We start from the raw sequence: 14,952 nt of genomic DNA on the forward strand, positions 1-14,952 counted from the left end.
TCCACCGGATCCGCGCGCATCCTCGCCGAGCTTCTACGGCTCCAGCCCCTCCTCGCCCGCTGGCGGAAGCTAGTCGAGATTGCCGATCTCAACCACCTATTGGGCACTATGAAAGGCAGCTGACTCGGCCAGAGGAGAGCCGTGCACCTGCTTCCTACCATCACCACCGTCGACGTTCAGAACCAGGCCCCACGTGTGGCCGTGCTGCCCATCGGGTCGTACGAGCAGCATGGCGCCTACCTGCCCCTCATCACGGACACAGCAATCGCCTGCGTCATCGCTCGCGAACTCGCCGCCACCTACCCTGTCCTCGCCCTGCCCCCGATCACCATCGCGTGCAGCCACGAGCATGGGACATGGCCTGGCACCGTCAGCATCAGCGCACGAACCCTGTACGCCGTGATCAGCGACATCGCCGCCTCCCTGGAGGCGTCCGGGGTGCGAAAGCTCGTCCTCGTCAACGCTCACGGTGGCAACTACGCGCTGTCCAACATCGTGCAGGAGGCCAACCTCACCGAGCCGCGGATGAGCCTCTTCCCGCAGGGCCGAGAGTGGAACCGAGCGCGCGAGCACGCCGGCCTGTCTAGCAGTGCCCACGACGATATGCACGCTGGGGAGATCGAGACTTCGATCCTGCTCCACTCAGAGCCCGCCCTCGTCCGCCCCGGCTACGAGGGAGCCGACCACGACGCGAGCGACCGCCCCTTCCTGCTCACGCTGGGTATGAAGGAGTACACCAAGTCCGGGGTCATCGGTTTTCCCTCTCAAGCCACTGCTGAGAAGGGGCAAGCGGTTCTCTCCAGCCTCACAGACAGTTTCGCTGATCACCTGACAGCTCCGGAGAGGTGTAAGGCCACACTGAGTAAGTCGCTTCTCGACATCGGCGGGGAGCGGGGAAGCACAGGTCAACCGGATAAGTGCTCCGCCTCATTCGCCCCTGTCCGATGAGTGGATCAAGGCATGCCGGCGCCAGCGCCGCAAAAAGCCCTTGACGATACGTTTCCGAGCCTGCAACAAAGACCAGAAAAGCGAGGCCGAAGATTTGGAGAAGGAACTCAAAGCAATCCTGGAAGGAACAGTGGGATTTTTCTGGCCTTCCTCAAGAGTCGGACAACGGGACGAAGAGCCAGAAAGGGGGTTCATAAAAAAGGAAGATCGCGGAACCCTGGAAATCCGAACACTAAACGAGCACCCCGATACTGCCATGTTCATGGAACTCGGAAGGGAGCGGCCGCACTTCATTCAGGCCCTATACCCGGAGGGGAGTGCCGTGATCTTTGATATCTCCAGGCATGGCGGCACCACAAATATCGGCGGGCGTCGAGCCTCGGTCTACACCTATTCCGCCCGCACCGCCTTCTCTAGAGTTTCACCAGAGAAACTCAAGAACGTTAAGGTGCGGGAGTTGCGCGCCTTCTTTCCAGGGATTTCAACATGGTCAGGGGTTAAGGTTGCTAACGTTCAGCACGAGCGCAAAACAGACGGTCGCTCGGGGGCTGTGACGCTTACACTTCGCGCACCCGATGAGATGGTCACCAAGGTCGGCTCGCTCTCCCTCGCCATCGGAGGCCATTGGGAAATCAAAAATGACCGCGACCGCGCATACACTTATTCCCCAGTAGCTATTAGCATCCGAGCCAATCGCCCTCGCCAGCCAGAAGAGCTGATTAAGGCCCTAGTTCGGGTTCAAGATCTACTATGCGTAGCCCATGACTCGTTCGTTCCGGCGGATGGCGGAATCGCCATCATGGGCAGCGATCCGAACCCCACGGAATATCCAAGTTTCTGGAACTCTACCCTCATGGAGGTAGCAGCTAACGGAAGCAGCGGGACGCCTAAACTATCCTTCCCCCTTTTCGACCTCATTGGCGCTAACGGAGCAGAGGGGTTGAGCCGCTGGATTAGACTACACGACGAGCTCCCTGTCCCTATAGGAGCAGTAACGGCCCCATACAGATTGGGGCGCATGACCCGACTGAGTTACCTAACAGAAACAGCCGTTGGGATCGAACGCCTCGTCGCCGAATCCAAAAAGAAGGGTCGCCCTGCCTGGACAAAAGTCAAGCCTCCGAGCCTTGCGCTGGCCCTCAGAATGGGGGCACCATTTGCCGAATTTACAGGAAACCCAGAAAAATGGGCTGATCTATTCTGGAGCGCCTACAACGGCGCCAAGCATCAACCGAATTACTCTCCCGACCCCCAAGATCTCGAAACTCTCGCAGCCTCTGGAAATCTACTCCTCACCACATACCTATTGCAGCGCTGCGGCATGCGAAAGGACACGATCGAGGACATGCTTCGACGTCGGGTCAGCTATCGCGTCCGGGAACGCGTGCAAGATCTTGTAAGGAATCCCCCGACTGCCTTGACGGCACGTAAAGGTTACTAAGCGTTATCTTGCAAAACGGGGCAGAGGTCGATGGGTCATCGCAGTCGGATCGACTTGTCCAGTCTCGCCCGCCCCCGGCCTCAAAGGGACTAGGCTCCCAGGGCGTCCAGCTCCTTGCGGGCCTCCGCGACGAATGCGTCCCTAAGATCCCTCAGCGCCATCCGCCTCTGTGTCAGCAGCTCAACCTGTGCTTCACGATCCACACATGCAGTACGGGACAACGAAGCGGCCTCCGGATCGCTCAAGGAAGCGGCTATAAGGGCCTCGCGGGCTCGGTTCTCTGCCGCTTCATCTCCGAGTGCCTGCGCCGCTTCGTCGAGCGCTTCAAGGGCAGCACGAGCGGTTTCGCCTCGCTCGAACCTCGCCGACATGTCCTCCCACTCCGATAGGGAGTCCGGCCCTACGTAATCCCAGTCATCGGCAGAAATCTGAACTTGCTCAACGAAGTTGTTCCCTGCGGATCGGGACAGCCGTGATGCTGCTGCCACAGCTTCGTCCAACCGCCGCCTCGCCCGAGCCAAGCTGATGCAGTTCCTGCGCTCCATGTGTTCCACGTACAGCGCCGTCGTGAAGTCCAGCGCCCCATCCTTCACCTCGCGCGCCCTGGTCAAGACGCTTGACGGGCTCAGCAGCTCCACCATGGCGTACGCCTTCAACAAGTCCTCGGACCGGGCTTCCTGGTCGTTGGCTTCCACCTTCGGCAACAACAGGTCAAGTTCTTTCACGTAGTCCGCCCAGACCTCCTGACACCGGTCTCGCTGCCACTGGGCGTGGTTCTCCCCAGAGATCTCCTTGGCGCTGTCGAGGGCGGCGCGGTAGGAGAGATGGGCCTGTTCCTTCGCCGCTTCGAGAGCTGCCTTGGCCTGCGCCTCTCCCGCCTGGCGGGCGTTCTTGCCCTGGATATGGCCGGCGATGATGACGCCCGGAATCGCCAGAAGGGATACCGCGGCGGTCGCCACCGAACCGAAGCCCTCGGATATGAAGGTGCTGAGATCGGGCATGAACGGCTCCCCCTCGTGTGCATCGTGCGTCCGCTGCATAGTACCGAGGACCGCGCAACCGCATGGGCCGCCCGTCTCAGTTTCCGTCTCGTTCATGGTTGTTCGCAGTCGTCCATCTACGTACGCGGGGTCCCCCGGAAGGATCAGATGAACGTCCGTGGACGGGTGCGAACGGCTGCGGTCATAGCTCTAAGCAGCAAGGACAAACCTGCAAAGCGAGTTACGCCGGTTCGATTCCGGTCACGGCTTCTACTGCTTCTGACCAGGCAGAACGACAGGGCGGCACCCCCGGAGGGGTGCCGCTCTTTCAGTGCTCCGTGTCAGTTCCCGTCTCACTGGGTGTCTCCCGTTCTGTCTGCCCAGCGTCTCGCCGTGACATGAAGTGGGCCCCTGAGCCGATCGAGCGGAGCGACAGCGCGCCGCCTGGCAATCGGTGCCACACCGGAGAACAGTGACTTGCATGGAAAAAGCTACGTTGGATGACGTCGAGAGAGTCGCAGGCAGCGGAAAGGTTGTCATGGCGGCCGACGACTTCAACGTTGTCAGCATCGTCCGGGACGCAATCATCAGTGGTAAGTCAGCGACGTTCTACGCGTCCCTACCCCAGGCGAGGGCCGTCAAGGCCTGGTATTGGACGCCTGACCGGGTTGAGAAGACCGGCATCAAGAAGGTGTCAAGCGAGGAGAAGGCCAAGATCGCTTCGGAGCTCGGTGTCGAGGACATCGGCTCGTTTCGATGCAACCGCATTCAGTGCGAGTGCGGGCAGGTCTATGGCGCTTTCGAGTTCCTGCAACAGGGCATCAAAGAACACGGCAGGGATACGGTGCTCTCGATTTTCGCCCTGAAGAACGCCGCGGTTATGCGTGTCAACCCTCCCGATCTCCTTGTCTGCCCGAACTGCGATGAACTCCTACCGGAACGAATGTGGTACGACAACGGCACGTACGGGTGCTGCTTCGGTACCGAGGAATAACGATCAGCTTTAAGGTCACGCATCCGCGAGGACACCGAGGATCAGCAGAACCGCAGCGGCCGTATGGCGCGCGTCGTGCAGCCGCCCATTGCGCACCAAAGCTCGCGGCTCCGCCTGTATAAGGAACAGCCGCCAGGGCGAGGAGCCTGCGACCTCATGCGCGGGGCTCTGTCGCGTCCGGTCCTGGCTGGCTACGCCACGGGCTCGTGCGCCTACCCCCGAGCGGCGTTCGCCTTCCCCGGCTCTAGCCGGCGCAGTGGTTCTGCTGCTTCGCCCGGTCGACGTACTTCTTCATCAGCTCGGCAAGCAACCGGCGCGTCTCCTCGGCCTTGCCGTCGACGCTCCCGGACAGCCCCAGGGCCAGCTCGAAGGAGTCCTCGACCCTCTTGCAGGAGATCCCTGCGACGGCCCCCGCGTCCCACACCTTGCCGTTCTCCACCGCGGGAATCGAATCGGCCTTCGCCGCCTCCGGTAGCGGCTGGAAGCCACGCCCGAGAGGCTGCCAGGTCGCGGTGGCGAGGAGCCCACTCTTGCCGTCCACGTAGATGTTGCAGGTCACCCCGCGGCGTTGTGCGTTCAGTTCGAGGCCGTAGGGGGAGTCGACCGTGACCTCCTCTCCCCTGCCCAGCAGGGGCGCCAACTCGTCCGGCGTGAAGGCCCCGAAGCACGTCTCGGGCCGCACCTTCGAGGCAGCCGACGGCTTCTCCTCCTCCGCACAGCCGGAGAGCAGGGTGAGGCCGACGGCGAGGGCGGCCGCCACCCTCACCGGCGTGGCGCGCGTACGGGACGGAGCGCCGACGCCGATCACGCCGCCGCCGCAGGCAGACCCGAGGCCTGCTGGGGCAGCCCTCCCCCGTCCCGGCAGCCCAGCTCCTTGGCCAGGGCGCGGGCGGCGGAGTGTGCGATGACCAGGTAGTCGTTCCCGAGCTCGGCCTTCCAGGTGCCCTGTTCCCACTGGTTCTCGAAGGTGGCGGTGACCCTCAGCGTCCCCACGGCCCCGACCCGGGAGCTCTCGCAGTCGAAGGCGATCGCCCGCGCGTTCTCCCTGCTCATCATGCGCACGCCCTTGCCGCGCTCCCCCTGGGGGCCCGGCCGCAGCCGGATCTCCCCGACCCGGCTGCCCGATCCGACCTGCCCTGTCGCCAGACACACCGGTACGGGGCGCGCGTCCTCCACGGCCTTGGCCATGACCGCCGCGCTCACGGCCTGGTCGTCGTCCGGCACCAGGTACGAAGCCTGGAGCACGCGCTGTAACGCCTCCCCGGCCGCCGCGTCGAGCAGCCCGGGACAGGCGTCGCCCGTCGCCGCGACGGGGTCCTTCACCGGAGGCTGTTTGGCCTCAGTGTCGGAGCAGCATCCCGCGAGCAGGAGCGCACCCGCCACGAGCCCCGAGAGCCGCGTCGCCCGTGTCCTCGTCCAAGCCATTCCTCGCCCCTTCTCCGCACCAATGTGTCGGGCTGCCGCGCCGTTCACGACGTGCCGGCCGCCGATGCCACCTGGTCGCGTCCGGCCGAATGGCCGTTGGTGTGGCGGCCAGCTGGCCGGAGTGCCCGGACGGGTCCGCCAGCGAAGCGTCGGTCTCTCTGTCGGGCGCCTTCCCGGCCGCGCCGCCTCAGGCGCCGCAGCCGGTCTGCTCCTTGGCGAAGTCCAGGTACTTCTTCATGAGCGCGGTGAACAGGGGCCGTCGCGCGTCCTGCCGGATCTTCTCCACCGAGCCGTCGATCCACAGCCGGAGCTCGAAGGCGTCCGACGGCCCGCTGCAGGTGAGAACGACAGCGGCGCCGCCGTCCCACAGCTTGCTGTCCTGCGCGAAGGGAAGCGCCTCCGGCTTCTGCTCGTCGACCGACGGAGCCCAGACGAAGTGCTGCCCCTGCGGCAAGCGGTCCGCCGTGGCGAAGAAGCGGGTCTTGCCGTCCACGTAGATGTTGCAGATGGCGCTCTTCCGGCCCGCACTCAGACGGACATCGGCGGGCGCATCCACCCGCACCTCCTTGCCCGTACCCATGAAGGGTGCGAGTTCCACCGGTGTGAAGGCCCCGAAGCACGTCGACTCGGGAAGTTCGGGCGCAGCCGACTCCTTGCCGTCGGAGCAGCCGACCAGCAGTGCCGTCCCTGCGAGGACGGCGGCTACCGCCCCGCGGATACGAGGACGGCGCATCAGGACCCCCCGTTCATCGTGGCCACCAGGTCCCGGCCGTTCGAGTAGGCGTTCGCCGTCTCCGTGGACGCGACACCCGCGTAGGAGTCGATGGTTCGCGCGGACAAACCGGACCCGCGGGCGGCGATACGGACCGACGCAGCGGCGGAGTCGGACGCTCCGGTCTGCGCGCGCGCGTACTCCTCGGCAGCCTCCTGATTACTGTCCTCGAACTTCTTCGCAGCGTCCTTCTGCGCGCCTTCGACCACGCTCTCAGTGATGTCCTCCTGGAGCCATTCGACGACATCGCCCGCCAACGGCACCAGCTCGAGGTACTTGCCACCCGCCGCGGTGATACCCCGGTTGACCCATTTGGCGTTGTCCTCGACGCCCTTGACGTACTCCTCCTGCTTGTGGGCGTTCTCACCGAACGTGCCCTCCGCCCGGGCCTCGGACAGCATGCCGGCGATCTGTCCACCGGGATGCACCGCGACCTTGACCGCCGCATCGACATCGTCGTACTCGGCCCGATGGGCAAAGACATCATTGACGAGAGCCGTGGTAAAGGTTCGCTGGGCCGTGGTCATCGCACCGTAAGCCTCCGGGTCCTGGCCCACCGCCCCGATGAACCGAGCCATGTCGGCCTTGTCGAATACGGCCATCTCGCCGTTGGCCTTGATCGTCCGGCTGTTGTTCTCCGCCGCGGCCTGGATGTCCGGCATGTATTCCGCCGCCATCTGGCCGAAGTGCCCGGAGAGGCCGTTCAGCGGCCCGTCCGGCTCGCCCGGATCCGCGTCGACCAGTTCCGGCTTGTCGCCGATCTTTTCGACGACGCGTTCCATGACCGCCGCCATCTCCTTGGTGTGGGCGACGGGCGGGGAGTCCTCGTCGCCCGGGCTGCGGTGGGAGACCGCCGCCATGAGGGCGTCGCCGAGTGCCTGCTGGGCCGGGTGGAGTTCGCCGGTCCGCGTGATGTCGAAGCTGTCCATGTACGGCTTCTTATCGAGCATGTAGTCGACCATGCCCCGGTCCTTGCCGTGCTGGCCGCCGACCGGCTTGTCGTCCTTCGTGACGATGCCGTCCTTGTTGCTGTCCTCGCGGACCGGCTCGTTGAAGAACGCCGTCGCCGCCTCCGGGTTGTTGCCCAGCGCCTCCATGAGCCCGGTCAGCGGGTAGAAGCCGCGGCCGTCACCGCCCTGGCTGAGGACCGACTCCATGCCGTACGGGGTATGGAACTCCCACGCGTTCGGGTCCTTGCGGTCCATGGCGACCATGTCGCGGCCGACCGACGTCAGGAACTCCGTGTCGTACGTGCCCTCGCGGAGCAGCGCGCCGAGGGCCTGGTAGCCGTAGATCTGCCGGACGCCGCCGAAGACGTCCATCTCCTTGCGGCCCGCCTTCATCAGCTGGGTCGTCCAGGCGGCGTCGAGGTGGTGGGGGACGTCCTTGTGCGTGGCGAGGCCGAGCATGGCGCCCATGTCGCTCTGGATGTTCGCGACCATCAGCGCGCGGTCCTTGCCCGGCGCCCCGAGGCTCGTCGCGTCGAGGGACAGCTTGGAGTACATGTCCAGGGTGCCCTCGGCGCCGAGCGTCCGGTAGAAGCCCGTCGAGAACTCGGGGTCCTCGCGGTTGTCGTCGAGCAGTTCCTCCAGCTCGCGCAGCGCCTCGACGTTGCGCGCCGTGCCGCCCTCGCCGGTGACCTTCCTCAGCAGGTCGGCGGCCCGGGCCGCCTGTTCGGCGTCGAGGGTCTCGAACTTCGGCCCACTGAAGTCGTGTTCGTCGGTGACGTTCGCCTGGAGGGCCCGGACCAGGGAGTCGTCGGCGTCCTGGGCGTCCTCCACCGCGCGGTTGACGCGGGACTGCCAGGCGTTGCGGTTCGTGTTCAGGGTCTGCTGGTAGTCGGGGTCGTGGCGGGCCGCGTTCCGCTCGGCCTCGGTGGGCAGCGGGATCGCGGAGACCCGCCCGGTGGCGTCGATCCGGAAACCGGCCGCGGGAGCCTCGGCCACGAGCTTCTTCAGTTCGTCCTGGGCCGCCTTGAACGTCGCGTGCGCGTCGGCGAGGACCCGGTGCATGCCCTTGGCCGCCTTGGCCGCGTCCTCGAACTCCTTGGCCGTCTTGTCGACGAACCCCCGCGCCACCCCTGCGGTGACCCCGCTCCAGTCGGCCTTGTCGGCCTTCGCCTTCATGCCCGTACGAGCGGCCTCGGCCATCTCGTCGAGCTTGCCGGCCATCGCGGTCCAGTCGGTGACCGCCGTCTGGAGCTTGTCCAGCGGTGCGCTCATCACGTTCTCGTACGTCAGCATGCAGGCGCCCCGTCCACTTCTGCTTCTTCTACTTCAGGAATGTGTCGATCGCGGACGCCGTGAAGTCTGCGTGGAGCTGCTGCTCGTCCTTGGCGTGGGAGGCGAGCGAGTAGTTCAGGCCGTTGGAGATGTTGGCGCAGGCGGCCACGAGCGTCTTGACCTGGCCCTCCCAGAGGCCGTGGGCCTTGAGCAGCGCCGCCCCGCTCGCGAAGCCCTCTTTGGTGAGGGCCCCGGCGGCCTCGGTGCTGGCGGTGTCGGCGTGCTTGCCGTCCGTCTGGAGGCGGGTGTGCAGCTTGTACGCGTCGGAGCCGACGGCACCGATGTGGTCCTGGTTGAGCTCGAGGTCACCACCACCGCCGCCACCGCCGCCTGGATCGGCGGGCACCTGGTTGAGCCGCATGGACACGTTGGCGGTGGCCGTGGCGCGAGCCGCCGACCATTCCTTGTCGAACGACATCGAGCGAACTCCCGAGTCAGAGCCGGTAGATCAGGGTCAGGTCAAAACAAAGCTCAGCGGTTGCGGCGTACGACGACCACGGTCACGGCGCCACCGATGAGCACGCAGGCTCCCAGACCGAGCGCGATCCAGGGCAGCGAGCTGCCGCTCTTCTTCTCCTCGGCCTTCGGCGCGGCGGCGGGCGCCTTGCCGTCGGCGGGCGCGGAGGGCGAGGCGGACTTCCCTGCGGCCGCCGCAGCCGCCGCCAGGTCGGGCAGCGGATACACGTCGGCGGGACCGGGGTCGCCGGGATTCTTCAGCGCGACACTGGGCCGGACCACGCCGTAGCCGACGTAGTCGTTCCGCCCGGAGCCGTCGACGGGCTTGCCGGCGTTGTTCAACAGGACGCGGAGGACTTGGTTGTTGGTCCAGTCGGGGTGCGCGGACCAGAGGAGGGCGGCTGAGGCGGAGGCGAGGGCGTTGGCATCACTCGTGCCATGGGTCTTACACAGACCCGTTTTTTCCTTGCAGGACGAAACGATGTCAATGCCCGGCGCGGCCATGTCCACCTGGGGACCATGCATGGACTCTTTGGTCGGCTCGCCAGTGGCGTCAACGGCTCCGACGCCCACTACTCCGGGGGTCCCAGCGGGGTAAGCAAGCTCGTTGGTCGAATCTCCGTAGTTACCAACGGCAGCAAAGATCAGTTTGCCCTTCGAGAGCGCGTACTTCACGGCAGCGGCTCGCCCCGCATCTTCCTCAGGCTTGCTAGGCATGCCCATGGAAATGTTGATGACCTTGGCTTCCGTGTCCGCCGCGTACCGGATCGCCTCAACCAGCGATGGAGTATCCGCCGCTTCGTGAGTGTCAGGCACACGGATCGGCAGAATCTTGACGCCAGGCGCAAGACCGTACGCACCATCACCGCTCGGGTGTTTTCCGGTGCCAGCGATCATCCCGGCCATGGCAGTGCCGTGGCCGTAATAGTCATTGTCCCTGCCGACCTCGACATCCCCAGCAGGGAAGGCTTTACCTGGAAGGACTTGGCCTGCAAGCTCGGGAACCTGATCAACACCAGTGTCGATCACCGCGACGGTGATTCCCTTGCCAGTGCTGATCTTCCAGATCTCATCGGCCTTCATGGCGTCAAGATGCCATTGCTGCGATCGAATCGTGGCCGCGTGGGCCGGGGTCGCGGCGACCCCGGCCAGCAGCAGGCCCACCAGGGCCGAGGTCGCCTTACGCATGCGCATCCCGTGCAACGTCCGTTCTGCTCAGTCGACCACGGGCGGGACAACACGACGGTTGGCCTGCCAGGTCTCTTCGTCCTCGGCCAGGTAGTCGGGACGTTCGCCCTTCTGGTCGTCCCGCCGCTTGCCCGGAGTCTGCGCACGAGCACCCGCGTGCCCCATGGCACCCGCGCCCGTGCCCCCCGTGCCGTTACGCACGAGGCCCGAACCGCCCTGGGTGAACGGCTGGCCGCCCGCGATCGGGCGAGCGCCCACACCGGGCTTCCCTCCGACGATGCCTCCCGGCTCGGAGGCGAGTCGACGACCTGCCGCGAAGCCGTTCTGCCCGCCTCCGTGGCCACCGCCGGGACCCATCCCGCCGCCCATGCCACGGCCGGCGTGAGTGCCCTCACCGATGACGTTGCCGCGCGGGATGCCCGAGCTGGGGCCGTTGGACGTCACCTGTCGGCCGCCCGTGATACCGCTGTCACGCGGGGGCAATCCGGCCTTGCCGCCAGGGGGAGGAGTACCGGGACCGCCCAATGTCGGGTACGGGCCGATTCCCGGGCCGGTGAGGCTGGGCAGCTTCGTGCCGCCGACAGGCGGGAATCCCATGGGCGGGAGGACGGGTCCGGGAGTGGGGCTGACGGGAGCCGTGGGCAGCGGGCCGGGCGTGGTCGTCACCGGAGGCACGGTTCGGTCCGGAAGCGTGGCGACGTTGTCGAGGTCGACGCCCACCTCGTGATCCGGAGTCGACGGCACGGGCACCGACGGAACCGTGCTGTCCGGCTGCTGCGGACGGCTGGTGACCGATCCGGGATCGTCCGAGGACGTACTGTGGGACGAGCTCGTCGTCGTGTGCGAGGAGCCCGTCGAGCCGACGCCTCCGCTGGACTCTCCGCTTGGCCTCGCGATTTCCTGCGAGCCGTCGTAGCCCTGCGGTACAAAGACATCAGGCGGCGGGGGGAACGTCGGGACTTTCTCGTTGTCCATGTTCTGGGCCGTCTTCTCGTACGACCCGGCCAGCTTCGTCATCGCGTCCACGGCCCGCGCGTGGTCCCCGCTCAGCTTCGACCAGGCCTCCTGGCCCATCTTCACCGCGTCCGGGTCGTTGTGGTACTCCCGGGACGTCGCGAGGTTCTCCTTGAGGGTCGCCTCCGCGGACGCGTTGTACATGGGCATGTCGCCCGCACCGTACGTGGTCGGCATGACCTCGCGCATGATCTGGACGGACTCCGCCATGTACTTGCCGCCGGCTTCGCTGTAGTCGGCCAGCACCAGCGTGGCGCTGCCCGTCTGGTTCACCCAGTTCTGGAACTTGACGGCCGCTTCGCCCTCCCAGCCCTTGACCTGGTGCTTCTTGAGCAGCTCCCCGATTTCCCTGATCGTCGCGGCGGCAGTGGTGAGCTGATTCGCGCAGTCAAAGGCCTTGTCCGGGTTCATCGCCGCGACCATGGCGTACAGCTGTGCGTGCGTGTAGCCCTCAAACTCGCTCATCCGAGAGCACCGCCCTTCTTCTTCGGCGTGGCAGCCTGTCCGCCGTCGGCCGTCTTGTCCGCGTACGGGTCGCGCTTCTCCACGTACAGGTCATGGGCCTGCTTGGCGAGGAGGGCCATGCGCCGCTTCGTGTCCTCGTCGACGTCGGCGTAGCCCTTGCCGGCGGTCTGGATGGCGATGCCGAGAGCCTCGATCTGGACCGCCAGCCCCTTCGACAGGTCCTTCAGCTCAGTGTGGACGGTGTTGTACGCCTTGTAGAGCTTTTCGGCCTGAGTGAAGTTCTTGCCCAGGGCTCCCGCCGGCAGGGTGCCGTCCTCCAGCTTCCCGTGATGGGCCGGAGACTCCTTGAGCGTCTTCAGAAGGTCGTCCACCAGCTTCTGGTAGTCCTTCAACTCGTCGTACTGGACCTGCAGCGCCGCAGTCGTCGCCGCGTAGGCCGCGCCCGCGAGCGCGCCCATCGGACCACCCAGCCCGAGCGCGAGGGCCGCTTGGACCGCGCCTGCCCCGTTGTCGTCTGCCACGTTGGCCTCCCCGTCTCCCCGTGGGAGTGGCGCCGGCGCCGCTCCCCGTCCCCGTTCGCACCCGTGTGCACGCGCACGTGCACACGCGTACCGATCACTCTAGCGACAGGCAACGACAGCCCCAAGTCCGGGGTTGCACGTGCAATGTGGGTCACACAGTCACGAGTTGGGCGCGGCCACCGCCGCCGATGGCCTGATCGGGAGCCTGTTGACCGGACGGCCCGTGGCCGCCCGTACCGCCGAGGCGATCGCCGCCGGGGTCGTGACCACCGGGACCGCGCTGGCCGCCTTGGCGCCGAACGGGGCCACCACGTCGCGTTCCTCGACCAGTTTGACGATGCGCACGGCCGGGGCGTCCAGCGACGTCGGCAGTGCGTAGCCCGTCAGGTCGGGGTGGCGGACCAGTCCGGAGACCGTGCGGAGGTTCTCCGTCAGGGCCGCGCCGACGCCCTGCGTGACGCCCGCTTCGATACGGGCTTCCAGCTGGCGGGGGTTGAGGATGCGGCCGACGTCCTGGGCGACGGCCAGTTCCACGACCCGTACCGAGCCGAGTTCGATGTCCACGTCCACCACCGCGCGGATCGCGCAGAAGGCGAGGCCCACGAAGGCGTCGCCCTGGCCGTCCGCGTCGAGGGGTTCCGTCGGGTGGGGGCGGCACTGGGCCGTCGCCCAGAGTTCCTTGCCCTCCATCGCCTCGGTGACGCTCATCGAGAAGGCGCCGTCGTACGACGTGATCCGGCCGTCCGCGATCTGCAGGAGCTCCGTGGACATGCCCAGCTTGTGGGCCATGGGCTGCAGGAGTTGGGTGCGGACCATCTTGGCCGCCCGCTCCACCGCGCCGCCCGACACCCACGTGTGGCGGCCGTGCGCCGCCGGGCCGGCCGGCGGCTGGTCGGTGTCCACGGGTGCGACCGTCACCTCGTCGACGCCCAGCACCTCCTGGACGATCTGGCGGGCCAGCGTGCCGAAGCCCTGGCCGGTGTCGACCGCCGCGCAGATGACCGTGGCCACGCCGCCCACGACCTTCACGGTGGCCGTGGAGACCTCGTCGGTGCCCTCCGCGCCGAGCATGTGCACCATGCCGACGCCGTAGCCGACGCCGCGGCGCACCGCGCCCGGCTCGCCCGCGCCCTCCGGGCCGCCCGGCAGCAGCCACTCGTCCTCCGGGGTGTCCTTCGGGAGGCCGGGCAGCTCGAAGTCGCGGACCGCGCGCAGCAGTTCCGCCACCGGGGCCGGGCAGGTCACCGTCTGGCCGGTGGGGAGGAGGTCTCCCGTCGCCAGGACGTTGCGCATGCGCAGTTCCGCGCCGTCCATGCCGAGCGCGGCCGCGAGCTTGTCCATCTGGCCCTCGTACGCGGCGCACACCTGCATGGCGCCCTCGCCGCGGACGTGGCCGGAGGGGGGGTTGTTGGTGCGGACCGCCCAGCCCTCCACGAAGGCGTGCGGGACGACGTACGGGCCGCAGGCGAAGGCCACCGCCGCCGCCAGGGATTCCGCTGAGGCGTCCGCGTACGCGCCCGCGTCCATCAGGATCTGCGCCTCCACCTTGACCAGGCGCCCCTCCGCGTCCGCGTGGTGGCGGTAGCGCAGCAGGGTCGGGTGGCGGTGGGTGTGGCCGAGGAAGGACTCCTCGCGGGTGGCGGCCAGTTTCACGGGGCAGCCGGTGCGCAGGGCGAGCAGGCCGAGCGGGAGCTGGAACGCGGCGTCCTCGCGGTCCGCCGTGGCGCCCGGCACGCCGGTGACGACGACCCGTACGCGGTCCGGTTCCAGCCCGAAGCAGGCGGCGGCCAGCGCGCGGTCGCTGTGCGGGTCGGTGGAGGCGGTGTAGAGCTCCACGCCGCCGTCGGGCCGCGGCACGGCCAGTCCGGCCTCGGCGCCGATGGGGGCGGGGTCCTGGCGGCCGATCCGGTACAGGCCCTCGACGACCACGTCGCCGGTGACCTCCGGGTCGCCGTAGCGCAGCGGGATGTGCCGGATCAGGTTGCCGTCGGGGTGCAGGGCGGGCGCGCCGAACGACTGCTCGGGGTCGGTCACCGGGTCGAGGAGCTCGTACTCGACGGCGATGGCGGCCGCGGCGAGCCGCGCGGTGTCGGGGTGGTCGGCGGCGACGGCGGCGATGGGCTCGCCGTGGTGGCGTACGACGTCGTGCGCGAACACGGGCCGGTCCGCGATGCGGCGGCCGTGCGTGGTGGCGCCGGGGACGTCGGCGTGGGTGACGACGGCGCGCACGCCGGGCATCTCGGCGGCGGCCGTGGTGTCGATGGACAGGATCCGGGCGTGGGCGTGCGGGGAGCGCAGCACGGCGGCCCACAGGAGGCCCTCGGCCCACAGGTCGGCGGCGTAGGGGAAGGTGCCCTCGGTCTTGGCGCGGGCGTCGGTGGCGGGCACGGAGGCGCCGATGCCGCGCGGCACCTGCTGCTCCGAGGCCTCCGCCGACGGGGCGGCCAGGGCCGTCACCGTGGTGTT

13 protein-coding genes are annotated in these 14,952 nt (G+C 67.4%); 3 read left to right on the forward strand and 10 right to left on the reverse strand.

Annotation, left to right across the window (positions count from 1 at the left end; translation table 11 throughout):
• The first annotated feature begins 141 nt into the window (after positions 1–141).
• Positions 142–948 (forward strand): creatininase family protein, encoded by an 807-nt coding sequence (locus ACZ6JT_RS17265; protein ID WP_469210629.1) that lies wholly within the window; start codon positions 142–144, stop codon positions 946–948.
• Between the two features lie 94 nt (positions 949–1,042).
• The gene (locus ACZ6JT_RS17270) at positions 1,043–2,389 is read left to right on the forward strand and encodes an ApeA N-terminal domain 1-containing protein (protein ID WP_469210630.1); all 1,347 of its coding nucleotides are present in this window, start codon (positions 1,043–1,045) and stop codon (positions 2,387–2,389) included.
• Positions 2,390–2,478: 89 nt separating this feature from the next.
• Here the strand turns inward: ACZ6JT_RS17270 and ACZ6JT_RS17275 are convergent, their stop codons facing one another.
• Complete coding sequence (locus tag ACZ6JT_RS17275; RefSeq protein WP_469210631.1) at positions 2,479–3,390, reverse strand: hypothetical protein; 912 nt, start codon at positions 3,388–3,390, stop codon at positions 2,479–2,481.
• A 475-nt stretch (positions 3,391–3,865) separates the two neighbouring features.
• On the opposite strand from ACZ6JT_RS17275, the gene ACZ6JT_RS17280 reads away from it, so the two are divergent.
• The gene (locus ACZ6JT_RS17280; protein WP_469210633.1) at positions 3,866–4,363 is read left to right on the forward strand and encodes a hypothetical protein; all 498 of its coding nucleotides are present in this window, start codon (positions 3,866–3,868) and stop codon (positions 4,361–4,363) included.
• 244 nt (positions 4,364–4,607) lie between these two features.
• Here ACZ6JT_RS17280 and ACZ6JT_RS17285 read toward each other — a convergent pair whose 3' ends face one another.
• The 9 genes from ACZ6JT_RS17285 to ACZ6JT_RS17325 all read right to left on the reverse strand — a co-directional run bounded on the left by ACZ6JT_RS17285 (position 4,608) and on the right by ACZ6JT_RS17325 (position 14,943).
• Positions 4,608–5,171, reverse strand: a complete 564-nt coding sequence (locus ACZ6JT_RS17285) for a hypothetical protein (RefSeq protein ID WP_469210635.1) — start codon at positions 5,169–5,171, stop codon at positions 4,608–4,610.
• Positions 5,168–5,788, reverse strand: coding sequence for a hypothetical protein (locus ACZ6JT_RS17290; RefSeq protein WP_469210636.1), 621 nt, complete (start codon positions 5,786–5,788; stop codon positions 5,168–5,170). The genes ACZ6JT_RS17285 and ACZ6JT_RS17290 overlap by 4 nt, the downstream gene beginning before the upstream one ends.
• A 187-nt stretch (positions 5,789–5,975) precedes the next feature.
• Positions 5,976–6,521, reverse strand: a complete 546-nt coding sequence (locus tag ACZ6JT_RS17295) for a hypothetical protein (RefSeq protein WP_469210638.1) — start codon at positions 6,519–6,521, stop codon at positions 5,976–5,978.
• Complete coding sequence (locus ACZ6JT_RS17300; RefSeq protein ID WP_469210640.1) at positions 6,521–8,803, reverse strand: hypothetical protein; 2,283 nt, start codon at positions 8,801–8,803, stop codon at positions 6,521–6,523. The genes ACZ6JT_RS17295 and ACZ6JT_RS17300 overlap by 1 nt, the downstream gene beginning before the upstream one ends.
• Positions 8,804–8,831: 28 nt before the next feature.
• Entirely contained in the window at positions 8,832–9,260 is a 429-nt protein-coding gene (locus ACZ6JT_RS17305) for a hypothetical protein (protein WP_469210642.1), read from the reverse strand.
• A gap of 53 nt (positions 9,261–9,313) precedes the next feature.
• Positions 9,314–10,492: a type VII secretion-associated serine protease mycosin gene (gene mycP / locus ACZ6JT_RS17310; protein ID WP_469210644.1), complete on the reverse strand. Its 1,179-nt coding sequence runs from the start codon at positions 10,490–10,492 to the stop codon at positions 9,314–9,316.
• 21 nt (positions 10,493–10,513) lie between these two features.
• Positions 10,514–11,965 carry a WXG100 family type VII secretion target gene (locus ACZ6JT_RS17315; protein ID WP_469210646.1) on the reverse strand — a complete coding sequence of 484 codons (1,452 nt, stop codon included), beginning with the start codon at positions 11,963–11,965 and terminating at the stop codon, positions 10,514–10,516.
• Entirely contained in the window at positions 11,962–12,486 is a 525-nt protein-coding gene (locus ACZ6JT_RS17320) for a hypothetical protein (protein WP_469210648.1), read from the reverse strand. Before ACZ6JT_RS17320 ends, ACZ6JT_RS17315 begins: the two co-directional genes overlap by 4 nt.
• Positions 12,487–12,645: 159 nt before the next feature.
• Positions 12,646–14,943: a xanthine dehydrogenase family protein molybdopterin-binding subunit gene (locus tag ACZ6JT_RS17325; protein ID WP_469210740.1), complete on the reverse strand. Its 2,298-nt coding sequence runs from the start codon at positions 14,941–14,943 to the stop codon at positions 12,646–12,648.
• Positions 14,944–14,952 lie beyond the last annotated feature (9 nt).

The organism is Streptomyces sp. NPDC046308, from assembly GCF_055588065.1.

Coding starts and splice junctions, on each gene's coding strand:
- ACZ6JT_RS17275 (WP_469210631.1), bottom strand. CDS start 3,390: ATGCCCGATCTCAGCACCTTCATATCCGAGGGCTTCGGTTCGGTGGCG.
- ACZ6JT_RS17290 (WP_469210636.1), bottom strand. CDS start 5,788: ATGGCTTGGACGAGGACACGGGCGACGCGGCTCTCGGGGCTCGTGGCG.
- ACZ6JT_RS17295 (WP_469210638.1), bottom strand. CDS start 6,521: ATGCGCCGTCCTCGTATCCGCGGGGCGGTAGCCGCCGTCCTCGCAGGG.
- ACZ6JT_RS17300 (WP_469210640.1), bottom strand. CDS start 8,803: ATGCTGACGTACGAGAACGTGATGAGCGCACCGCTGGACAAGCTCCAG.
- ACZ6JT_RS17305 (WP_469210642.1), bottom strand. CDS start 9,260: ATGTCGTTCGACAAGGAATGGTCGGCGGCTCGCGCCACGGCCACCGCC.
- mycP (WP_469210644.1), bottom strand. CDS start 10,492: ATGCGCATGCGTAAGGCGACCTCGGCCCTGGTGGGCCTGCTGCTGGCC.
- ACZ6JT_RS17315 (WP_469210646.1), bottom strand. CDS start 11,965: ATGAGCGAGTTTGAGGGCTACACGCACGCACAGCTGTACGCCATGGTC.